Below are 21,421 nucleotides of genomic sequence, written 5' to 3'. Positions count from 1 at the left end.
GTTCGTCGTGTAACAATACCGGCGAAAGCACTTTTATGTGCATAACTCGTATCAAAGGGGCTGAAATGCAGATCGATCTCGCGTGCGCGGAGTGGCGTAAGAGCACCCGGTCGAACGACCAGGGTTGGTGCGTCGAGGTGGCCGACAACCTGACCGGCGTCGTCGGGGTCCGCGACTCGAAGGACGTCACCGGGCCGGTGCTGGCGTTCAGCCCGGCCGACTGGTCCGCGTTCATCGGCGCGGCGCGCTCCGGCTCCTTCGACGGCTGATTCAGACAACGTCGAAGTGCGGTTTTCGGGCGGCCCCGCCCGGTCGGTGAGCAAGGCGGGGCCGCCCTTTCTGCGTCCAGCACCGGTTGCCGCCGGGCCGGACCGGTTCAAATGCCCACTGGTACGGGGCCAGCCACTCCCCAGCCGCTCACCGGCTCCGTGTTTTCGCCAGCCGGATCAGGGCGTCGACCCGGGCGAGAAGTTCGACGCACGCCCGGTGCTCCGCGACGGCCTGTGCGGGACACGAGGAGAGGTGTCCGCTGACCCAGACCTCCTCGTCATTGGGGTGCATCCGCTCGATGTGCACCCTGGCCACCCGCATCTCGACCGTGGCGGCCGGGTCGAGGCCGGCGCAGTGGGACCATTCACCGGCGGCCAGTCGGATCGGGGTGCCCCGGGGCGGATCGAAGGTGCCGATCTCGACCCGCGCGTTCCGCAGCCGGTGACAGTCGCCGGGCTCGGCGCACCGGCCGCACATCCGCCCGTCGGCGTGCGCGGCCACGACCAGGTGCGCCTGACGTACGACCTCCGGCCAGACGTAGCGCGACAGGTACGTCATATCCGCCGTCTCGACCAGCCGGGACCACGGTTCGCGTCCCGCCGGCCCGAGCGCGCACCGGTCACGGTGGCCACGGTCGAACGGGACTGGTCGTACCGGTGGGACTGGTTGTCGGGACGCGGCGCCTGCTGTCGCTCGTCCGCGTCGTCCGGGTCTTCCGGGTCGGACTGCCCGGCCAGGGCGGTATCCATGACGCCTCCAGAATCGCCTTCGCTGTTTCGCGCACGGCGAATCGCGCCCGTTAAGGGCTGGTTTCAAGGGATTGTTCGTGCGACCTGAGTCTTCCCCGGTGCGGATCGGTGACGCAATGGTCACCGGGGGATGTGGTAGAGATAGGTACGAATAGCCGAGGCCCGCTATCGGGCGAGCGCGCATCGTCTTTGCCGACAGCACGACCGGATGAGCGGACGGTGCACAGGCCAGGGGGAGCGCCATGCCGGAGACCGTTGTCGGATCGACCGTCCCACGTCGACAACTCGGCCGCGAGTTACGTCGACTCCGCGAGCAGGAGGCGCGTATCCCGCAGGTGGACGCGGCCCGCGCGCTGGAGTGGTCGGTCACCAAGCTGTGGCGTCTCGAAGGCGGCGAGTTGGCCGTACGCGCCCTCGACGTGAAGGCCATGTGCGAGCTGTACGGCGCCGACGAGCAGACCACCGTCGCCCTGACCGCCATCGCCCCACACACCAAGTCCAAGGGCTGGTGGCACGACTACGCCGACATCCCACCCTGGTTCGAGCTGTTCATCGGCCTGGAAGAAGCCGCGAGCAAGCTTCGCGAGTACCACACGGATCTCGTGTCCGGCGTGCTTCAGACCAGGGAGTACGCCACAGCGGTGTTCAGCAAGAACGCACGGCACGTCGCAACCGAGGAAGTTGAACGTCGGGTAGCAGTTCGAATGAAACGCGCTCGTCTGCTGACGCGACTCGATCCAGCGGCAGCGTCGTTCGACATCGTGCTGGAGGAGTCCGTCCTCAGGCGACGAGTAGGCAGCCAAAGGATCATGGCAGGTCAGCTTCGAAGGCTCGCCGAGGCAGGAGAACTACCCAATGTCTCGATCAGAGTCCTGCCATTGGGTGCGGCGCTGCACGCGGGAGCCCTTGTCGGCGGTTCGTTCACGATCCTTGACTTTCCACGCCGTGAAGAACCGACGACAATCTACGTTGAGGGCTTGACCGGAGCGCTCTACCTTGACAAACAGTCAGAGGCCGAGGGCTACGTCTGGGCCTTTGGCGATCTGAGTTCCGCCGCCCTGGACGAAGCCTCGTCCAGGGACCTCTTCTGGACCATCGCGCGGGAGTTTGACCAATGAGTGACCTGTCTGCAGCCACTTGGCGCAAGAGCAGCCGTTCCAACAACCAGGGTCAGTGCGTCGAGGTGGCTGACGACCTGGTGGGTGTGGTCGGCGTACGGGATTCGAAGGACGTTGCCGGTCCGGTCCTGATGGTGGGGCGGGCGGGTTGGACGGCGTTTGTCGTCGGTGTTAAGTCCGGCGGCTTTCATCGCTGATCTCTTTGCGAGGTGCGGTCGGCGCTCGCCGGCTGGGACTCTTTTGCCACACGACGGAGGGATATGAGTCGTGAGTGATCTGTCGGGCGCCCGTTGGCGCAAGAGCAGCCGCTCGAACGACCAGGGCCAGTGTGTTGAAGTGGCAGATGCTTTGGCGGACGTCGTGGGCGTACGGGACTCGAAGGACGTCACCGGTCCGGCCCTGACGGTCGAGCGGACTGGTTGGTTGGCGTTTGTTGCTGGCGTGAAGTCAGGCAGCTTCCGCCGCTGACTCCCCGGGCCTGCGACCGGCACTCGCCGGCCAGGGCTCTTCCTCTACCGGCGAAGGGATATGAGTCGTGAGTGATCTGGCCGCCTCCCGTTGGCGCAAGAGCAGCCGTTCCAACAGCCAGGGTCAGTGCGTCGAGGTTGCCGACAACCTGGTGGGTGTGGTCGGCGTACGGGATTCGAAGGACGTTGCCGGTCCGGTCCTGACGGTGGGACGGGCCGGGTGGGCGGCGTTCGTCGTCGGGGTGAAGTCCGGCAGGCTTCTTCGTTGAGCCGATTCCAGCGTGGCGACGGGTGTCCTGGGCGGCTTGGAAGACGGGGATGGCCTGCGCGACCGCGATGGAGCGGCGGGGCAGCAGCACATCTGGCCAGGACTTTTAGCTCCTGAGGGTGGCGACAGTGCGCCCACCGAGGGCTCGGATTCCGGCTTGTTGCCGGCTCCGTCTTGACCTTGACCTTGGGTCAAGGTCGACGCTGTTGGCATGACGAACCCGAACGCGACTTACGCGGCCTGGAGTGGAATGTTGCCGGTGGAAGACACCGCCCTGGCCGTGACCGACACCGGCGGGACAGGTACCCCCGTGGTTTACCTGAACGGTTCCTACGCCAGCCGGCGGCACTGGCGGCCCGTCATCAACGACCTGGGGTCGGGGTGGCGACACATCACCTACGACGAGCGGGCTCGTGGCCGATCGAAGACGTCAGCGGACTACTCCTTCGAGGCGTGCGTCCGGGATCTCGACGCTGTCCTGAAAGCCAGGGGGGTGGAGCGGCCGCTTTTGGTGGGCTGGTCCTACGGCGCGTTGCTCGGGGTGGTCTGGGCCGCTCGGAATCCGGGCCGCGTCGCCGGCGTGGTCGGGGTCGACGGCCCTTATCCGTCCGGCTGGACCGACGATGCCGGCCACGAATACATCCGTCGGGGATTCCGTAAGGCCCGGTGGTTGTTGCCGATAGTGCGCCTCGTCGGCAACGCCGCGCGGATGAGTGCCGAACAGCACGCCGAGATCAACATCGAGGCCCACATAATCCACGCCGCCCTCGAACCGGTCCTGGACAGCCTGACCGTCCCGGTCCGGTACGTGGTCGCCTCCGGGGAGTCCCTGGGGAGCAAGGAGGATTGGCAAGAAAAGATGCGCACCACCCTCAACCCGGTGCTCGCCCGCAACCCGAACCTCACGATAAGCGCGAAGGTCGCCAGCAACCACGGCACGATCGTGCGCAAGGATTTCCGCGCCATCGCCAAGGCCACCCGCGAACTCGCCGCCCTCACCCGCGAAAGCCGCTGACGACCATGACCCGCGGCGTCACGATCGGCAAGGCGGCGGCCTTCGTCGGCGTCACGATCAAGACCATCCGCCACTACCACCGGCTCGGCCTGGTCGACGAACCGCCCCGTGACAGTTCCGGCTATCGCCGCTACGGGTCGTCCGACCTGCTGCGGCTGGTCCAGGCCCGGACGCTGGCCGAGTCCGGCGTACCGCTGTCCGAGATCGGCGCCCTGCTCAGCGCCGATCCGCAGCGGTTCGCCGCCAACCTGGCCGAGGTCAAACGGCGGCTGACCGAGCGGATCGAGGAACTGGCCGCGCGCCGCGACTTGCTGGACCGGGTGGCCAACAGAGATTGGGACCTGTTGCCTGACCGGGCCTGCGCGCTGCTGGACCGGGCCGCCGACCTCGGCTTCACCCCAGACGAGGTGGCCGCCAACCGCGAGGGCATGGTGTTGGCCAGGGCCCTGGTCCCCGACGGCTTCGACGACTTTCTCACCGGGGCCGAGCACGCCCTCAACGACACCCGGTTCGTCGCCTTGACCAAGCAATGCTGGGCCGCCAAGGACTGGGAACCCGACGATCCCCGCATCGAGGAACTCGCGACCGCCGTAGCCGACCGTTTCCTCGCCAACCCCGCGTTGCTCGCGATCCCGAACAGCCTCCAGGCCCGCACTGACGCCATTCGATACGGCCTGCTCAACCACCATGGCGAAGACCAGGCACCGGTCATGTCCCGACTGACCACGCTGGTCGAGACGAAACTGCGCTCCGCCGGCGTAGACATCCCGTACCAATGATCGCAGCTCCGGAATTACCGCAGTCGGACCCGAATTGCAGCTCATAACCAGCAGATCTTCGTTGGGTTGGTCGAGTCCGTCAGCCGACGTAATCCTCCAGCAGCACCGGAGTGAGCCCGGAACGGTGGATTGCCTTCAGCGCCGCCAGGAGGTCGTCCATGAGCGCCGGCCGGAAGTGCATCAGCAGCACCTCGCCGGGCTTCACCACCTTCGTCGGGGTCTGATAGCGCACGATCCCCTCGTTGACGGTCTCGGTCCAGTGGAAGACCGCCTTCATGCCGCAGTCGTACGCGGCCTTCAGCGTGGTCGCGTCACGGTTGCCGAACGGTGGGCGGAACAGTGTGGGCCGTTTGCCGAACAACTGCTCCAGCTTGTCCGCCGCCCCGCAGATCTCGTGCTTCTGGAAGGCATACGGCCTGCCCTTCAACGACGTGTGGGTGATCGTGTGGTTCTCCACCACTCCGCCGGCCGCCTCGATCTGCTTGAAATAGGGCGTGTGCTCGGCCGCAGCCGGGGAGTTCAGGAACATCGTGACCGGGATGTGCGCCTCCCGGATGAAGTCGACAACCGCTGGAGGACGGGCCAGCCCGCCGTCATCGATGGTGATGAACGCGACCTTCTGGTCGGTCGGCACCCGGAACCAGAACGGGGCCGAGCCGTCCTTGGGCAGTTGCACCCGCTGCGGTGGCGGCGCCTCGGGGAAGTCCGGCACCTGGGCGAGGTACCAGGCCAAGCTCTTCGGCGCGGGGCTTCCCGCCACCGGCAGCGTCCCTGACGGCGTTGCCGATGCGCTGACCGGGGGCGGGTCGGACGGGCTCGGTTGGCCTGTGGTGGTCGGCGCCGCACTGAACGTGGGATGGGCGCCGGCACCGGAGGCGCTCAACGTCAGCAGGGCCAGAAGCGGGAGTACGGAAAGGATGCGACGTGTGGGGGTGGACGGCACGCCGGGACTGTAGCCATTGAATGTGAGGAACGTGTCAGGCGAGGTATGCCCGCTACCGTCTGCAAACTCCGGTGACCGGGGGTGAGTCGACAGGGCTTACGGCTCGTCCCGGACATCCGCGCCTGGGGCGTGGTTCGACGCTGTGGACGCCCCAGGCGCCCGGGGCGACTTCCTGTTCGTGATCACGATGTGGTCGTGACCGGGGCCAAGCCGCTGGGCTGAGGAAACCGCCCCGGAGGGCGACGCGCGCACGGGCGTACCGGTCGCGGCCGGCACATCCGAGCGCGCGTCGGGTGGTGGCCCCTCGATGACGCCCGGTCCCGCAGTGGGTCAACCGGCGCTCCACCGATCGTGGTGGATCGCCTCGGTCACCGGACGTCGCTGGCGCCAGCCGTGCCGCTCCAGGTCCGGCGTCTGCTCCAGATGGGTGACCGGGCCGAGGCAGAGCCACGCCACCGGGCGGATGGTGGCCGGGATGCCGAGCAGATCGCGCAGGAACGGCTCCCGGTAGAACGAGACCCAACCGACCCCGAGTTGCTCGGCGGTCGCGGCCAGCCACAGGTTTTGGATCGCCAGACAGACCGAGTAGAGGCCGGCGTCGGCGATCGCGTGGCGACCCAGCACGGCCGGCCCACCCCGCTCCGGGTCGTACGTGACCACGACCGACAACGTCGACTCACGTACGCCATCGATCTTGATCCGGGCGAAGCGTTCCGCCGCCGCACCGTCGAGAGTGGCCGCGAAGGTGTCCCGCTCCCGCTCCACGTGCCGGTGGAACTCCTGCCGCAGCTCACGATCGCGGACCAGGATGAAGTCCCAGGGCTGGGAGAGACCGACGCTCGGTGCGGCGTGCGCCGCCGTCAGGATCCGGTCCAACGTCTCGTCGGGGATCGGCGCCCCGGTGAACTGGGCACGTACGTCCCGGCGGCGGTGGATGGTCTCGTAGAGTCCGGTGTTCAAGGCAGGCTCCCGCTGCGCTCGTGCCCCTGACGGGGCCGGTGACGCGAGGCCGGTCTTCGGACTCCTGGATCTACGCTGGTCACCCGCCTTCCCAGCCCGTCAAGGCCAGTGGCTGCGTCTGGTACGCGTGGGTGGCAACTCCCCGGTCACCGCGGCGGGCCCGTGCCGGATTCACACCGGCTTCCCGATTCTCCCCGCTCGCGCGGGGCACCTCGCAACGTTTGTGCCACCGCGCACCCTAGCGGCACCCGACGACCCCGGGACGAACCCCGCCATGAATTCCGGATTGGAGCAGCGGTGGGCCGGGTTGTTCCCGGCCACCGCCACACCATCGCGCCGCGTGCGTCAGGCAGAAAGCTCCGCCCGGATCAGCGCGGCCAGTTCGGCAGGCTGAGAAAGGAACGGCGAGTGCGAGGAGTTCATCCTCAACACCCGCTCGGCCCGCTTCGCCATGAGCTCCTGGACGAAGGGCGGGATGGCGTTGTCGGCCTCGCAGATGATGTAGGTGCTGGGAATGGTCTGCCACGCCGCCCGGGTCAACGGCTGCTGCGTCGAGGCCCACCCCTGGAGTCCGAGTTGCGCAACTGCCTGTTCTGCGATTTCCGGGTCGACATCGCCATAGAAGACCTCGCGGGGCTGCGACGCCTTGATGTGACCCTTGCCCTTCAGTTCCGCCTGCTCGTGCACCTCCCACCAGGGCGGAGCAACGCCGCCGGCGCTGGAGAACAGCGAATCGCCGACATCCAATTGGAAAGCAGCGAGATAAACAATCCGGAGTACGTTCTCCGCGGCACTGAGCGCCTCTGTGACCGGAGCGCCAGCGTAGGAGTGGGCGACGACCACGACCGGGCCGTCGATGGCGGCGACGGCGGCCTTGACCACGGCCGCGTCGTCGTAGAGGTCCCCGAGGGCGGCGGGGTCGTTGCCACTACTGGGCAATGCGACGGTGTGGATGTCGATGTCCGGGAGCTGCTCGACGAGCGACTGCCAGACCCAGGGCCCGTGCCAGGCGCCGTGCACGAGAAGAACCGACGGAGTTCTGTTCAAGATAATGTTCCTGCCCGCAATGGATTCGAATGATCGGATCTGGGGTTCGCCGCCGCCCGCGTCGCCGCCCCGCAGCGCGGAGCGCCCATCCCGACCGGCAACGGCGGAAATATATGCCGCTACTTTCGGGTAGCAGGGTGCGGTCGACTATGAGCCGAGCCACAAGCCCGGCGGCGACCGTTGCCACCGTGAGCAACAACACTCTGCTCGGGTTCGTGTCGAACCTATGCACGTAGACATGCACTCGAATCCCGTATTGCTGGGCGGGCGGCAAAACAAACTCGTTTCCCATGGCCATGCGGTTGTATGTGATTCTCGGCCCCCGGATATCACCTTTCGGTGTCACCAGCGTCACGTTCTCCTCGCCGTCGGCCAATCTTCGCGTGCGGCGCACCCCGTCGCCGTACGGTGAAGGCTCGGAACGACGGGGGCGTCCGGGAGGTGCGATGGCGACGGTGGCGGTGACCCGGGTGGTGGACGCGCCCGCGGACGAGTTGTGGCGGGTCTTCACCGACCTGCCCGGCCGGGCCGGCTGGCTCTCCACGGTCACCGGGATCGAAGTGCTCACCCCAGGCCCGCTCCGGGTCGGCAGCACCTGGCGGGAAGGGCACCGGCTGCCGGACGGAACCGAACTGGCCGAGGAGTTCCGGGTCGAGGAAGCCGTCCCACCCCACCGGCTCACGGTCACCTCCGCCGGCATCGGCGTGGAATACCGGACCGCGTACACCTTCACCCCGATCGAAGGACGGCGGCGTCGACGGGCCGGTCGGACGGCGGTGAGCGTCGTGCAGGAAGGGTCGGTCACCGCCCCGTACGGGCGGCTGCTGGCGCTGGTCTTCGGGGGACTGGCCGCCCGTACCGTCGAGGGCGTGTTGCGTCGTGACCTCGCCGACCTGGCCGCGGCGGTCGCCGCCGATGCCCCGGAGCACCGGGGCGGCCCGGCCGCTGCTGCCTGACCTGCCAGGCTCCGGTCCGCACAGGCTCGGTAGGGTCGCTGACGGAGGTGCTCGATGCGATCCCGCGGCGGTGGGCTGTTGCGGCGCCGGCCGGCCGCCGCCGCGATCGCGGCGCTGCTGGTCGTCGCGGCGGTCGCCGTGATCGTGTACCGGGTCCTCTCGCCCGCCGAGGTGCTCACCCCCGCCCGCGCCGATTACCCGCCCCCGGTCAGCGCGGCAACCGGCGTGGTCGGCACGCTCGCCGCGGCCCCGCTGATCGTGGACGGCCGGCTGCGGATCTACGCCACCACCCGGCAGGTCCGGGCCGATCAGCCGGTCGACGCCCGGACCCGACGTACCCCGTACTGGTCGTACCGGCGCTGGCCGGCGGAGCTGATCGGCATCGTGGCCAGCGGCACCACCGTGGTCAGCCGCTGGTCGGACGGGGATCTGGTCGCGCAGGACGCCCGTACCGGCCGGATCAGGTGGCGGGCCGACGGCCCGCCGCCGGGGCACGGGTACGACGGGCGCCGCACCGGGGCCAGCGTCAACTACACCCCCGTCGGCCTGATCCTGGCCAACGGCCGCAGCGGGCGGACTGTGCTGGTGGTGATCGGCGGTTCCGGTCTGCGTGCCCTGGACCTGGCCGACGGCGAGCAGTTGTGGCGGGTCGACATCGACGGCGCCTGCCGGGCCGGTGCGCTCACCACCAGCGGCGGTCAACTCGCCACGGTCGACGCCTGCGCGGCCCCTCAGACGGTGGAGTTCCACGACGTGGAGACCGGCGATCTGGTCCGGCGGTGGCGACCCGAGGACGCCGGCCCGGAGTTGGGGTTGGTTCCGCTCGGCTGCGGCAACGGCGCGTCGAACTGTCCGGGGATGCGTACCACCAGCGCCGGGACCAGTCGGGGGTGGCTGGTGGACGGGGACGAGCCGGTGCCGGTTCCGCTGCTGGACCCGACCGAGGCGGTGCTCGACGGGGACGTGGCGTTGATCCCGAGCGGGCGCGAGCTGGTGGCCCGTTCCGTACGCGACGGCAGCGAGTTGTGGCGCCGTACCGGCCCCGAGATGGCCCGGATCGTGGCCGTCCAGCCGGGGAGGGTGCACCTGCTCACCGACGCGCACGAGCTGATCACGCTGAACTCGATGACCGGGGCGGAACGGTCGAGTTTTCCCCTCACCGCCGGTGACGAGGTCGTGCCGTGGCGGCCGGGCTTCGTGTACGCGGCCGACGGTTTCGTGGCGGTGGAACGGCTGGCGGCGGCGGCCCCGCCGGACGCGGCCGACCCACAGTTCTACGCGGCTCCGCAGCCGGTCATCCTCGCCGCCACCTGAGCCCCTTACCGCTGGCGCGCGGTCGTTGGGCGGTGATTGCCCGGAAACCACCGGGACGAATCAGTAGCTGCCGCAATCCGCGCTTATCGCCACAGAAGTAGAAGTATCTTCATGTAGCGACTGACTCCCGGCTCTCACCGTCCGACGTGTTCGACGAAAGTGGGGAAGATTCATGCATCGCGTACGTGCCTGGGCGACCCTCGCGCCGGCCTGGTCGATGACGCTGGCGCTGATCTGTGTCGTGGCCCCGGCCGCACCGGTCGGCGCCGCGACGGTCGACTCCGAGAACGTCGTCGGGATCCAGTTGATGGAGGCGCCGTTCGACCGCAAGGACGACCCACGGGCCCAGACCTCCATCGTCGACCACCTGCCGCCGGCCGGTGAGATCCAGCGGAAGCTCAAGATCAGCAACCCGACCGACCGCCGCCAACGGGTCCAGCTCTACGCCGGCGCGGCGGCTGTCGAAGGCGAGCGGTTCCGGTTCGGTGAGGGACGGCAGGTCAACGAGCTGGCGTCGTGGATCTCCCTCGACACGGACGAGATAGACATGGCCGTCGGCAAGACCGTCGAGGTGATCGCCACCGTGAAGGTGCCGGGCAACGCCTTGGCCGGTGAGCGGTACGCGGTCATCTGGGCGTCGGCCACCTCCGCTCCGGAGCCCGGCAGCACCGTGACCGACGTGCACCGGGTCGGTGTCCGGCTCTACCTCGACATCGGCACCGGTGGCGAACCGCCGTCCTCCTTCGACATCGGCGAATTCACCGCCGGACGGCTCCCCGGCGGGCAACCCTCCCTCACCGTGCGGGTACGCAACACCGGCGGCCGCGCACTGGACATGACCGGCAAGGTCTCGCTCGTCGGCGCGCCGGGCGTGGGGGCCGGTCCGTTCGACGTGGTCGACGGCACCACACTCGCCCCCGGTGAATCGGGATCGGTGCAGGTCGCCCTCCCGCCCGACCTGCCCGGCGGGGCGCATCGGGCGGAGGCCGAACTCGCCAGCGGCCTGGTACGGCGTACCGCCGCGGCCCAGGTCGCCTTCCCCGCACCGGACGTGCCCAGGTCCCCCAGTGCCCTGATGCGCAATCCGGCCGTGGTGCTCGGCAGCTTGCTCGCCATCAGCGTGCTGCTTCTTGCCGCCCTTGTTCTGGTGCTCCGGGCACGCCGCCGCGAACTCGCCGCCGCCAACCAGTGAGTTGACCGGTGCACACCCGGGTTCCGGGTCGCCTACCCCGACACGGTGGTTCGGCGGCGGGACCGGCGGATCAGGAGCACCAGGCCGGTGAGGACGACCAGTCCCACCACGAGTGACCCGGTGACCAGCACCCAGAGCGGGCCGAGCCGGCTCAGCGGAGAGCCGGGTTTGCCGACCCGTCCCGGGTCCGGGAAGGTGATGCTCGCCGAAGCCGTCTCCTTCACCAGCCCACTTTCCAGGTTGACGCTGATCTGCCAGGGCCCGTTGGGCACGTCACGGGGGAGCACCGCCAGCACCGACCCGGACTCGCCCGGCCTCAGGGTGGTCCCCTCCACCACGTCGAACGGGCCGGCCCGCATGCCGGCGGGACCGTCGGACAGGGTCACCGAGCCGCTCAGGTCCAGCGCGCGCTCGCCGGTGTTCTGCACCGCCACTCGTACCGAGGGCACGCCGAGGGTGTCCCGGGCCGGGGTCAACTCACCGATGCTGAAACTCGAGGGTGGCTCACCGCCGGTGCCGATGTCGAGATAGGTCCGGATACCGACCCTGTGGATCTTGTTGACGTTCGCTCCGGGGTCGGCTGCGGAAGCGACCGAGGCCCAGATCACCGCGTACCGTTCGCCCCTGGACGCCTGGGGTGGCACGGTGATGGTCGCCCGGAACCGGGCTTCGCCGCGCGGCTTCAGGTCCAGCGTCTCCTGGTCGAGCGAGATCCACGAGGACAGCTCGTTCGCGGTTCGTCCCTCACCGAACTGGAACCTGGCGTCGGCGACGGTCGCGGCGGCCGGGTAGAGCTCGATCCGCTGCCGTTCGTCGGTCTTGTTCGACACCAGCATCTGCCGCTTGATCACGCTGCCTGGCGGCAGATGGTCCACGATGTAGCGCCGGGCGCGTGGGTCCGCGCGGCGGTCGGCCGGCCCTTCCAGCAGCTGGATGCCGATGCTCCCCAGGTCGGGGTCCGGCTCGGCCGCGCTGGCCTGGGCGGGAAGGCCCAGGCCAGCGAGGCACAGCAGGGTCAGGGACAGGAGATGTGCCGACCGGCTCCGGCGGCTACGCCACCGAATGTGTCACCGTCCCGGTGTAGGTGCCCGCCTGGCTGTCGAGCGGCGCGTGGACGATGAGGGTCGGGTTCCAGGTGGCGGTGTTGTTGCCGGTGCCGCCGGTGTGGGTGAAGGCGGTCAGCGGCGTGACGTTGTCCAGCGGTGCCGCTGCGGCGGCGTCGACCTGTCCGGGTGTGAAGGTGCCGGTACCGGTGGTGGCGGTCGCCGGGCCCGACCAGTATTCGATCTCCGTGGCGAGGATCAGCTCCGGCGGGCTGCCGCCGCCGGTGGTGAAGTTGGTGGCGACGACCGTGGCCGTCCACGAGGCGTCGGCCGAGGCGCGCGAGTCGGTGACGGTCACCGGGCCGAGCTGGCCGACGATGTCGGTGCCGGGCGCACCGCCGCCCAGGTCGGCGGCGGCGGGCGCGTCAATGTCCAGCGTGCCAGCTTCGATGTCGAACGTGACGGTGGTGGTGTCGCTGGGCGCCGCCACGGCCGGTGCGGCGGCGAGCCCTACGGCCGCGACGGCGGCGGTGCCGATGATGAGAATTTTGCCAATGCGCACGGGTCCTGCCTCAACTTTCCTAGTGGGTCGATCTGGTCGCGGCGCCCCTGGCGGGGACGCTACTGGGCACTTAGAAAGATAAGGCAGGACACGTCTTTATCCGACTAAAACGGACTTTATAGACGAGGTGTGAACAGGCGACTCAGAGGGCGGATTCGGCGACGGCGAGGAAGGCGTCGTTCTCGGCCGGACTGCCGATCGTGACCCGTACGCCCTCGCCGGGGAACGGCCGGACGATCACACCACGGGACTCGCAGACGCGGGCGAACTCCACCGCCCGGTCGCCCTGGCCCGCCGCGCCCGCCAGCGGCAGCCAGACGAAGTTCGCCTGGCTCTCCGGCACCTCCGGCAGCAGCTTGCGCAGTGCCACGGTGACCCGCTCACGTTCGGCCACCACCAACGTGCAACGGCGACGTACCTCCTCGGCCTGGGCCAGCGCGGCGACCGCGCCGGCCTGCGCCACGGTGCTGCTGGAGAAGGGGGTAACCACCTTGCGCACCGCGGCGGCGACCTCCGGGTGGGCAACCAGGAAGCCGATCCGCAGCCCGGCCAGCCCCCACGCCTTGGAAAGCGTCCGCAGGACCACCACGTTCGGCCGGTCACCGTATGCGGTCAGCCCGTCCGGCACCTCGGGGTCGGTGACGAACTCCCGGTACGCCTCGTCGAGCACCACCAGCACGTCGTCCGGAACAGCGTCGAGGAACCGGTCCAGTTCGGCCCGGCGCACGCTGGTGCCGGTCGGGTTGTTCGGGTTGCAGACCAGGACCAACCGCGTCTGGTCGGTCACCGCCTCGGCCATCGCCGTCAGGTCGTGGCCGTGTCCGGCGGTGTTCGGCACCCGTACGCTGGTCGCGCCGTTGGTCGCGGTGATGATCGGGTACGCCTCGAACGAGCGCCACGAGTAGACGATCTCGTCGCCGGGCAGGCTCGTCACCCGGGCCAGGTGCTCGGCGAGCGCCACCGAGCCGCAGCCGGTGGCGATCCGGTCGGCGGAGACCCCGTACTGCTCGGAGAGGGCCGCCCGCAGGGCTGCCGCCGCCGGATCCGGATAGCGATGCGCCAGCGCGGCGGCCTCCGCGACCGCCTCCACCACACCCGGCAACGGGCCGAACGGCACCTCGTTGCTGGCCAACTTGATCGCCTCGGCCATGCCAAGCTCACGGGCCAGGTCAGCGGGATTGCGTCCCGGGACGTAGCTCGGCAGCGAGGCCAGGTCGGGTCGGGTCAGCCGGTTGGGCTGGCTGCGGTCGCGGCCGGTCATGGCGTGGGCCCTCCTGAGGTGTCCGATCGGTCGGTCGCCGTGGGCGGCGCCGACGCTGTAGTGGTCTTCCGGTCGAGGCGTACCACCACGGTCTGCGCGCGCTTGTCGTGCAACGCCTGCCGCAGCGGGCGGTCGAAGAGCGCGAAGGCGCAGTCGACGAGTTGCAGCAGGAAACCGAGACCACAGCAGTACCAGAAGAAGGTGGGCAGGCCAAGGGTGTTCCAGCGCCGGGCGGCGCGGCCGAAGCCCAGGTGCTCGGCGTCGCCGAGCGAGACCACCTGGAGGCCCAGCAGCCGCTTGCCGAAGGTCTGCCCGGTGTTCGCCATCGCCGGCACCTCGTAGGCGAACCAGAGCGCGGCGGCGATCACCAGGATGACCAGGAGCAGCCAGTCGGCCTGCGGGCTCACCGGTGGCAACCCATCGGTGGACGAGTTGCCCGCCACCGACCGGCGCACGATCTCCCGGTAGACCGGACCGACCTCCTGCGCGTAGCGCCAGACGAACCAGCCGTTGACGACCACGTTGAGCAGCAGCACCGCGCCGATGTCGATCAGACGGGCAGCGATCCGGGTACCGAGCGGAGCCAGCGCCTTGCCATGCGGCCGGGGCTCGCCCACCGGGAACAGGTACGGCGGGTAACCCCAGGCCGGTGGCACCGGACCCGGGGACGGCAGGCCGGCCGGACCGGGCTGCATCGGACCCGCCGCACCCGGCCACGGCGGTACGCCGTTGGCCGGCGGAGCCCCGGGGGATCCGGGCGGGACCGGGGAGCCCGGCAGACCCGGCAACCCGCTGGTCGGGCTCGTCGGCGACGTGGCCGTGGTGGTCGTCCCGGATCTCTCCGGTGCCGACAGCCCGGCCGGTGGAGCACTGGACGGCTCCGGCTCCGGCTCGACGGGTGGTGGCCCCGGGGGCGGGGTGGCGTCGGCGGGCAGTGGCGCGCCGATCCAGCCGTCGCCGTCCCAGTAACGCTGGGTGCTCGGCTCGGCAGGGTCGGTGTACCAGCCCGGTTGCACCGTCATGGCGCCAACCTCAGTTCGTTCACCCTGGGAACCTTAACCACAACGGTACGGGCGGCTTTGTCGTGGAGGCACTGCTGGTACGGCTTGTCCCAGAGCTGCCACAACCCGTCCAGGTAACTGAGGCCGGGCACGAGCGAACCGGCGCCGAACTGCACCAGGTAACGCTTCACCGTGGCGCCACGGGTGAGGGCGGCGTGCGGGTCGAGCGGCACCACCCGGATCTTCATGATCCGCTTGCCCGGGGTCTGCCCGGTCCGGAACATCATCTCCACGTGGTAGACGTACAGCACGGCCAGGAGCACGACGGAGAGGCCGAGCTGCAACAGCAACATCGGGACCATGACGGCGAGGAAGTCCGGCTCGCGCAAGGTGCCGTCCGGCGTCACCACGAACAGCTCCGGCAGGACCCGGGTGACGTAATAGATCATCGTCGGCACCGCGAACACCATGCTGACCAGGAAGTAGATCCCGTAGTCCACCAGACCGGCGAGGAACCGGTCGGAGAACTCGGCCAGTGGCTGACCGGCCGGGCTCAACGGCGGCGGTGGCGGGTGACCCGGCCGCCAACCGGGCGGCACCACCGGCGGCGGTACGCCCGGGTAGCCGCCCGGCCGCACCTGGGGCGGCGGTGCGGCGTACCAGAGCGCAGGTCCGGAGTGCGGCCCGGCCTGGGCCGGGATGTGGCCGCCCGGCGGGACCGGCCCCTGGGGGTTGGGGGTCACGGGCCCGCCGGGCGGCGGCGTCGAGTGCGGGGGCGGCTCGGTCACGCGGACAGTGTTACAGGTTCCCGCGTGCTTCCTGCTCCCGCTCGATCGCCTCGAACAGCGCCTTGAAGTTGCCCTTGCCGAAGCCGAGCGATCCGTGCCGCTCGATCAGTTCGAAGAAGACCGTCGGCCGGTCCTGCACCGGCTTCGTGAAGATCTGCAACAGGTAGCCGTCCTCGTCCCGGTCGACCAGGATCTTGCGCGCCTTCAGCTCCTCGATCGGAGCACGGACCTCGCCGATCCGAGCCCGCAGCTCCGGGTCGTCGTAGTACGAGTCCGGCGTGTCCAGGAACTCCACCCCGGCCGCCCGCATCGCGTCCACGCTGCGCAGGATGTCGTTCGTCGCCACCGCGATGTGCTGCGGGCCGGGGCCGCCGTAGAACTCCAGGTACTCGTCGATCTGCGACTTGCGCTTCGCCACCGCCGGCTCGTTCAGCGGGAACTTGACCTTGCGGGTGCCGCTCGCCACGACCTTCGACATCAGCGCCGAGTAGTCGGTGGCGATGTCGTCACCGACGAACTCGGCCATGTTGGTGAAGCCCATCACCCGCCGGTAGAACTCGACCCACTCGTCCATCTTGCCCAGCTCGACGTTGCCCACCACATGGTCGACGGCCTGGAAGAACCGCTTCGGCTGGACCCCGGCGTCGATCATCGGCTGCCGGTCCACGATCGGACCGCGAGCCACGAAGCCGGGCAGGAACGGGCCGTTGTACTTCGACCGGTCGATCAGGGTGTGCCGGGTGTCGCCGTACGCGGCGATGCTCGCCATCCGTACGGTGCCGTGTCCGTCGGTCACGTCGTACGGGGCGACGATGGCGGTCGCGCCCTGGGTGAGGGCGTGCGCGTACGCCGCGTCCACGTCCGGCACCTCCAGGGCGATGTCCTGCACCCCGTCGCTGTGCTTGGCCACGTGCTCGGTGCCCGGGGCGCCCGCGTGCACCGCACCGGTCAACACGAACCGGGCCGAGCCGCTGGTGAGCACGTACTCGGCGTGGTCCCGGAAACCCTGCTCCGGACCACGGTAGGCGACACAGGTCATGCCGAAGGCGGTCGAGTAGTAGTGCGCCGCCTGCTTCGCGTTGCCGACCATGAACTGAATGTGGTCGATCCCCCGGACCGGGAACGGGTCAGCCGAAATGTCGTGGTCGACCGCGCCCACCAGCACGTCAACATCGACGTCGGTGGTGTCGGGCGACGGTCGGTCAATCGCCTGGGTCATGGTCGGACTCCCTCCGTGCCGGCCGCCCGTCTGCTCGGCGGCGGTCCTGTGGCGAGGATCTCGTCTCCGCCCCGGCTGGGCAACTGTCAGATGATCGGCTGGTCAGCTTGTGCATTCGGTATGGTCAACTACCGTGACCGATGTACAGGCTGTACAGCTCGACCGGCTCGACGCGCGGCTGATCGAGCTGCTCGCGGAGGAGCCGAGGATCGGCGTACTGGAATGCTCCCGCCGGCTCCGGGTGGCCCGGGGCACGGTCCAGGCGCGGCTCGACAAACTGATCGCCCGGGGAGTCGTCCGTGGCTTCGGGCCGGAACTCGCGCCGGCCGCCATCGGTTTCGGCGTCACCTCCTTCGTCACCCTGGAGATCAGCCAGCGGCACGGCCACGACCCGGTCGCGGCGCACCTGCGGGCGATTCCCGAAGTGCTGGAGGCGCACACCATCACCGGCACCGGCGACATGCTCTGCCGGATCGTCGCCCGCTCCAACGCGGACCTGCAACGGGTGATCGACGAGATCGTGTCGTACGAGGGAATCGCCCGCGCCTCGACCATCATCGCGCTCGCCGAACAGATCCCGTACCGGGTGCTGCCGCTGGTCCGGTCGGCGGCGGCCGGTGCGGCGCGGGCAACTCCGGAAGATCCCGGCGGCGAGCCCTCCCGCGTTTGACCCCCGCGCGTCGCTACGGTAGCCCGATGGCGAAGGGGAGCGCCGGGCGAAGCGCGAAGTGGTTCCTCGCCTTCATGCTGGTCGCGGTCATCGTGCTTTCGGCCACCGGGATCTGGAACCCGTTCCCCAACGTGCTCGCCTGGGTCAACCGCAGCCAGCCCCTCTCCGAGCCGGACGTGGTCTGGCAACAGCGGGTCGGCGGCACCCCGAAGAGCGTCACCGTCGCCGGCAGCACCGTCGTGGTCGAGCAACGTACGTTCGTCGAGTCACGCAGCCTCGCCACCGGCGGCAAACTCTGGGAACGCAAGGCCGACTGGGCGGCGGTCGCCGGAAGCGAGACCGACCCGGTTGTCGCCACCGGCAAACTGCTGACCAAGGGGTACGAGCTGATCGACCCCGAGACCGGTGCGGTACGTCGCCGCGACACCGAGGCCAGCGGAGTCTGGACGTACCGCAACGCGCTGCTCGACGTCCACTGTCGCGACCCGCGTGAGTGCACCCTGAGCCGGTGGGACCCGCGCGGCACCAAACCGGTCTGGACCGCTTTCCTGCCCGGGGTCGGCACCGGCCTCTTCGCCGACAACCCCGAGGTGCTCGGCACCCGACGGTTGACCACCAAGCACGTCGCCGACGACGCGAGCGGACCGGAGACCATGCCGTCCCTGCTCGGCTTCCCGGTCGACGGCCGGGTGCACATCGTGGACACCGCCACCGGCCGGGTGCTCCGCGACGTACAGCCGGGCCGGGCCGACCGGCTGGTGGTGGTCGGCGGACGGATGCTGCGGATCGAGGCCCGCGCCGAGGACGGCAGCTGCTACTTCACCGTACTGGCCCGCGACCCCATCACCGGGCAGGAGGTGTGGCGCCGGGCCGGCATCAACCTACGCACCGCCAACGCCGGCGGTTGCGTACAGCGCGACGACCCGCAGGGCGGGCAGAGCGTACTGGTCGGCGTCGGCCCGGACGGCCGGGAGACGGTCCTCGACGGGTACGACGGACGGCTGCTCTGGTCCGGCGCCGAAGGTGAGAAGCTGCTCGCCGTCGACGACCGGTACGCGTTGGTGCGCTCCGCGGACCACCAGTCCCTCATCGGGCGGGAACTGGCCCGGGACGCGCCACGCTGGAACCGCCCGCTGAGCGCCGAGGGGGGCGCCACGCTCACCCGCTCCGCCGCGCTGCTGGTCGACGAGAAACCGGACCGCGTGCTCGCGCTCGATCCGCTCAGCGGACGCGAACTGCTCGACCTCGCCACGTCGGCGAAGGTGCTCGCGGTCGGTCCCGCCGGGATGGTGATCGGCGACGGCAGGGACATCGGTTATGTCCAGTTCGGCTCGGCGGCCGGCGTACCCGGACCCGGCCCGGGCGCTCCCGGGACCTCGCCGGGACCGGGAGCCGGCCCCGGCGACACCGGCCCGACCTGCGGCGGACCGAAGATGGAAGAGTGCCGACCGGCCGGCTCCGGCAAGGACGGTTGAGCCGGTCAGCCCCCGGCCCGAGCGCGGAAAGCACACGACGGACGACCCGGACGATGCGGGAGGTGACCGGCGGCTAGGACGGTTCCGGTCGACTGGCCTAGGCTTTCCGCTCATGAGCAGTGCCGCCGCGTTCTCCTACGCTCCCTTGCTCCCCGTCGGCGCCGACCAGACCGAATATCGGCTGATCACCGACGAGGGCGTCGACGTGGTACACGGGCCGGGTGGCCGGCGATTCCTGACCGTGGAGCCCGCCGCGCTGACCGCGTTGACCGCCGAGGCGATGCACGACATCGCCCACTTCCTCCGCCCCGCACACCTGGCCCAGCTACGGGCCATCATCGACGACCCGGCCGCCTCGCCGAACGACCGCTTCGTCGCGCTCGACCTGCTGCGCAACGCGAACATCGCGGCCGGCGGGGTGCTGCCGATGTGCCAGGACACCGGCACCGCGATCGTGATGGGCAAGCGTGGCCGGCACGTGCTGACCGACGGCTCGGACCACGAGGCGGTCTCCCGGGGCGTCTACCAGGCGTACACCCGGCTGAACCTGCGCTACTCCCAGCTCGCGCCGCTCACCATGTGGGAAGAGCGCAACACCGGCAGCAACCTGCCAGCCCAGGTCGAGATCTACGCCGAGGACCCGGACGGGCACCCGGACGCGTACAAGTTCCTGTTCATGGCCAAGGGCGGTGGCTCCGCCAACAAGTCGTACCTCTACCAGGAGACGAAGGCACTGCTCAATCCGACCAGGATGATGCAGTTCCTGGAGGAGAAGCTGCGGCTGATCGGCACCGCCGCCTGCCCCCCGTACCACCTGGCCATCGTGATCGGCGGCACCTCCGCCGAGTACGCGCTCAAGACGGCGAAGTTGGCCTCGGCGAAGTACCTCGACGCGCTGCCCACCGAGGGCTCGATGCTCGCGCACGGGTTCCGCGACCTCGAACTCGAGGCGGAGGTGCTGGAGCTGACCCGTCAGTTCGGCATCGGCGCCCAGTTCGGTGGCCGCTACTTCTGCCACGACGTACGGGTGGTCCGGCTGCCCCGGCACGGCGCCTCCTGCCCGGTGGCGATCGCGGTCTCCTGCTCGGCGGACCGGCAGGCGGTGGCCAAGATCACGCCGTCCGGAGTCTGGCTCGAGCGGCTGGAGACCGACCCGGCGCGGTTCCTGCCCGACGTCACCGACACCCAGCTCGAGGCCGGTTCCGATGTGGTCCGGATCGACCTCAACCGGCCGATGGACGAGATCCGGGCCGAGCTGTCGAAGTATCCGGTGAAGACCCGGCTCTCGCTCTCCGGCCCGCTGGTGGTCGCCCGGGACATCGCCCACGCGAAGATCGCCGAGCGGCTGGATGCCGGTGAGCCGATGCCGCAGTACCTGCGCGATCACGCGGTCTACTACGCCGGCCCGGCGAAGACCCCCGAGGGCTACGCCTCGGGTTCGTTCGGGCCGACCACGGCCGGACGGATGGACGCCTACGTGGAGCGGTTCCAGGCGGCCGGTGGTTCGCAGGTGATGCTCGCCAAGGGCAACCGGTCCGGCCAGGTCACCCGCTCCTGCCACGAGCACGGCGGCTTCTACCTCGGCTCGATCGGCGGCCCGGCCGCCCGACTAGCCCAGGACTGCATCAAGCATGTCGAGGTGCTGGAATACCCCGAGCTGGGCATGGAGGCGATCTGGCGGATCGAGGTCGAGGACTTCCCCGCCTTCATCGTCGTCGACGACAAGGGCAACGACTTCTTCTCCGAGGTCACCAAGCCGGTCCTGACCGTCGGTCGGCGCTGATTCTCCAAAGTTTTCCAAGAACTTTGGAGAAAGAGGGGCCCTCGGCAGATTTTTCAGTTGTGTAGATGCTCACAGCTGGTACCGTCATGCCCGACGAGGGGGTGATGGCGTGCCGCAGATCGAGATTGACGACGCCACGGATCGGCTGCTGGAGTTCGCGGCCAGCATCGCCGGGTTGAGCAAGGGGCAGGTGGTGGCCCGGTTGGTGGAGCAGAGCCAACCGGCAGCCGCCTTGCCGCCAGCCGTCGCAGACGGAGAACCGGACCCGGTGCGGGTCCACGCCGACTACGCCGGCCACCGCACACAGGCGATCTTCATTCCGGGGCCGAACCGGATCGAGATCACCTCGGGTCCGTTGGCCGACCGCGCGTTCCGGACTCCCAGCGAAGCCGCCCGGGCGATCGTCGCGCACTACAACCCTGACGTCAGCCCGCACCGCAACGGCTGGGCCTTCTTCCTGGTGAGCGCGACCGGAGCGTCCTTGCAGAGCCTGCGGCACCGCGCGTCGTGAATCGTCGGACCGCGAGGCGGGCGACCCGTC

25 protein-coding genes and 1 riboswitch are annotated in these 21,421 nt (G+C 69.6%); of the genes, 14 read left to right on the top strand and 11 right to left on the bottom strand.

Translation table 11 applies throughout. The annotated features are described in order from the left end of the window. The first annotated feature begins 65 nt into the window (after positions 1-65). Positions 66-269 carry a DUF397 domain-containing protein gene (locus BDK92_RS16335; protein WP_121157491.1) on the top strand — a complete coding sequence of 68 codons (204 nt, stop codon included), beginning with the start codon at positions 66-68 and terminating at the stop codon, positions 267-269. Between the two features lie 148 nt (positions 270-417). On the opposite strand, the gene BDK92_RS16330 is transcribed toward BDK92_RS16335, so the two are convergent. Both BDK92_RS16330 and BDK92_RS16325 read right to left on the bottom strand, forming a co-directional pair. Then, on the bottom strand, positions 418-828 hold the full coding sequence (locus BDK92_RS16330) for a hypothetical protein (protein ID WP_121157490.1): 411 nt from the start codon (positions 826-828) through the stop codon (positions 418-420). Then, complete coding sequence (locus tag BDK92_RS16325) at positions 825-1,019, bottom strand: hypothetical protein (RefSeq protein ID WP_121157489.1); 195 nt, start codon at positions 1,017-1,019, stop codon at positions 825-827. Before BDK92_RS16325 ends, BDK92_RS16330 begins: the two co-directional genes overlap by 4 nt. A gap of 242 nt (positions 1,020-1,261) precedes the next feature. Here BDK92_RS16325 and BDK92_RS16320 point away from each other — a divergent pair, with 242 nt between their 5' ends. From BDK92_RS16320 to BDK92_RS16295, 6 genes are all read left to right on the top strand, one after another. Next, entirely contained in the window at positions 1,262-2,137 is an 876-nt protein-coding gene (locus BDK92_RS16320) for a helix-turn-helix domain-containing protein (protein WP_121157488.1), read from the top strand. Next, positions 2,134-2,334 (top strand): DUF397 domain-containing protein, encoded by a 201-nt coding sequence (locus tag BDK92_RS16315; protein WP_121157487.1) that lies wholly within the window; start codon positions 2,134-2,136, stop codon positions 2,332-2,334. The genes BDK92_RS16320 and BDK92_RS16315 overlap by 4 nt, the downstream gene beginning before the upstream one ends. Before the next feature lie 70 nt (positions 2,335-2,404). Then, positions 2,405-2,605 carry a DUF397 domain-containing protein gene (locus BDK92_RS16310; RefSeq protein WP_121157486.1) on the top strand — a complete coding sequence of 67 codons (201 nt, stop codon included), beginning with the start codon at positions 2,405-2,407 and terminating at the stop codon, positions 2,603-2,605. 67 nt (positions 2,606-2,672) lie between these two features. Continuing rightward, on the top strand, positions 2,673-2,873 hold the full coding sequence (locus tag BDK92_RS16305) for a DUF397 domain-containing protein (protein ID WP_121157485.1): 201 nt from the start codon (positions 2,673-2,675) through the stop codon (positions 2,871-2,873). Positions 2,874-3,083: 210 nt separating this feature from the next. Next, complete coding sequence (locus tag BDK92_RS16300) at positions 3,084-3,887, top strand: alpha/beta fold hydrolase (protein ID WP_121157484.1); 804 nt, start codon at positions 3,084-3,086, stop codon at positions 3,885-3,887. Between the two features lie 5 nt (positions 3,888-3,892). Then, complete coding sequence (locus BDK92_RS16295) at positions 3,893-4,666, top strand: MerR family transcriptional regulator (protein ID WP_211349253.1); 774 nt, start codon at positions 3,893-3,895, stop codon at positions 4,664-4,666. A gap of 79 nt (positions 4,667-4,745) precedes the next feature. On the opposite strand, the gene BDK92_RS16290 is transcribed toward BDK92_RS16295, so the two are convergent. From BDK92_RS16290 to BDK92_RS16280, 3 genes are all read right to left on the bottom strand, one after another. Then, a complete protein-coding gene (locus tag BDK92_RS16290; protein WP_246017070.1) occupies positions 4,746-5,609 on the bottom strand; it encodes a polysaccharide deacetylase family protein in 864 nt (287 codons plus the stop codon). A gap of 330 nt (positions 5,610-5,939) precedes the next feature. Further along, positions 5,940-6,569, bottom strand: coding sequence for a 5,6-dimethylbenzimidazole synthase (gene bluB, locus BDK92_RS16285; RefSeq protein ID WP_121157482.1), 630 nt, complete (start codon positions 6,567-6,569; stop codon positions 5,940-5,942). A gap of 30 nt (positions 6,570-6,599) precedes the next feature. Then, positions 6,600-6,799: riboswitch (cobalamin riboswitch) on the bottom strand. Between the two features lie 115 nt (positions 6,800-6,914). Next, positions 6,915-7,616, bottom strand: coding sequence for an alpha/beta hydrolase (locus BDK92_RS16280; RefSeq protein WP_121157481.1), 702 nt, complete (start codon positions 7,614-7,616; stop codon positions 6,915-6,917). A 446-nt stretch (positions 7,617-8,062) separates the two neighbouring features. Here BDK92_RS16280 and BDK92_RS16275 point away from each other — a divergent pair, with 446 nt between their 5' ends. The 3 genes from BDK92_RS16275 to BDK92_RS16265 all read left to right on the top strand — a co-directional run bounded on the left by BDK92_RS16275 (position 8,063) and on the right by BDK92_RS16265 (position 11,078). Continuing rightward, the gene (locus BDK92_RS16275) at positions 8,063-8,572 is read left to right on the top strand and encodes an SRPBCC family protein (protein ID WP_121157480.1); all 510 of its coding nucleotides are present in this window, start codon (positions 8,063-8,065) and stop codon (positions 8,570-8,572) included. 54 nt (positions 8,573-8,626) lie between these two features. Then, positions 8,627-9,886: an outer membrane protein assembly factor BamB family protein gene (locus BDK92_RS16270; protein WP_121157479.1), complete on the top strand. Its 1,260-nt coding sequence runs from the start codon at positions 8,627-8,629 to the stop codon at positions 9,884-9,886. Between the two features lie 172 nt (positions 9,887-10,058). Then, positions 10,059-11,078, top strand: coding sequence for a COG1361 family protein (locus BDK92_RS16265; RefSeq protein ID WP_121157478.1), 1,020 nt, complete (start codon positions 10,059-10,061; stop codon positions 11,076-11,078). Positions 11,079-11,110: 32 nt separating this feature from the next. Here BDK92_RS16265 and BDK92_RS16260 read toward each other — a convergent pair whose 3' ends face one another. The 6 genes from BDK92_RS16260 to hppD form a co-directional block, all read right to left on the bottom strand. Continuing rightward, positions 11,111-11,953, bottom strand: coding sequence for a hypothetical protein (locus BDK92_RS16260; RefSeq protein WP_121157477.1), 843 nt, complete (start codon positions 11,951-11,953; stop codon positions 11,111-11,113). A 175-nt stretch (positions 11,954-12,128) separates the two neighbouring features. Next, positions 12,129-12,683, bottom strand: coding sequence for a hypothetical protein (locus BDK92_RS16255; protein ID WP_246017069.1), 555 nt, complete (start codon positions 12,681-12,683; stop codon positions 12,129-12,131). Positions 12,684-12,825: 142 nt separating this feature from the next. Continuing rightward, positions 12,826-13,944, bottom strand: coding sequence for a histidinol-phosphate transaminase (gene hisC / locus BDK92_RS16250; protein WP_121157476.1), 1,119 nt, complete (start codon positions 13,942-13,944; stop codon positions 12,826-12,828). After that, a complete protein-coding gene (locus tag BDK92_RS16245; protein WP_121157475.1) occupies positions 13,941-14,966 on the bottom strand; it encodes an RDD family protein in 1,026 nt (341 codons plus the stop codon). The genes hisC and BDK92_RS16245 overlap by 4 nt, the downstream gene beginning before the upstream one ends. Continuing rightward, the gene (locus tag BDK92_RS16240; protein ID WP_121157474.1) at positions 14,963-15,733 is read right to left on the bottom strand and encodes an RDD family protein; all 771 of its coding nucleotides are present in this window, start codon (positions 15,731-15,733) and stop codon (positions 14,963-14,965) included. Before BDK92_RS16240 ends, BDK92_RS16245 begins: the two co-directional genes overlap by 4 nt. Positions 15,734-15,743: 10 nt before the next feature. After that, on the bottom strand, positions 15,744-16,952 hold the full coding sequence (gene hppD / locus BDK92_RS16235) for a 4-hydroxyphenylpyruvate dioxygenase (protein ID WP_121157473.1): 1,209 nt from the start codon (positions 16,950-16,952) through the stop codon (positions 15,744-15,746). A gap of 133 nt (positions 16,953-17,085) precedes the next feature. On the opposite strand from hppD, the gene BDK92_RS16230 reads away from it, so the two are divergent. From BDK92_RS16230 to BDK92_RS16215, 4 genes are all read left to right on the top strand, one after another. Next, positions 17,086-17,622 carry an Lrp/AsnC family transcriptional regulator gene (locus BDK92_RS16230; protein WP_121157472.1) on the top strand — a complete coding sequence of 179 codons (537 nt, stop codon included), beginning with the start codon at positions 17,086-17,088 and terminating at the stop codon, positions 17,620-17,622. A 26-nt stretch (positions 17,623-17,648) separates the two neighbouring features. Next, positions 17,649-19,097, top strand: a complete 1,449-nt coding sequence (locus BDK92_RS16225; protein ID WP_246017067.1) for a PQQ-binding-like beta-propeller repeat protein — start codon at positions 17,649-17,651, stop codon at positions 19,095-19,097. 112 nt (positions 19,098-19,209) lie between these two features. Further along, entirely contained in the window at positions 19,210-20,880 is a 1,671-nt protein-coding gene (locus BDK92_RS16220) for a fumarate hydratase (RefSeq protein WP_121157471.1), read from the top strand. Between the two features lie 109 nt (positions 20,881-20,989). Beyond that, on the top strand, positions 20,990-21,391 hold the full coding sequence (locus tag BDK92_RS16215; RefSeq protein WP_211349251.1) for a hypothetical protein: 402 nt from the start codon (positions 20,990-20,992) through the stop codon (positions 21,389-21,391). Positions 21,392-21,421 lie beyond the last annotated feature (30 nt).

It is taken from the genome of Micromonospora pisi (genome assembly GCF_003633685.1).
Lineage (GTDB): Bacteria > Actinomycetota > Actinomycetes > Mycobacteriales > Micromonosporaceae > Micromonospora_G > Micromonospora_G pisi.
Note: the sequence above shows the minus strand (reverse complement) of the source record. Positions and strands in the feature narration are given on the sequence as shown.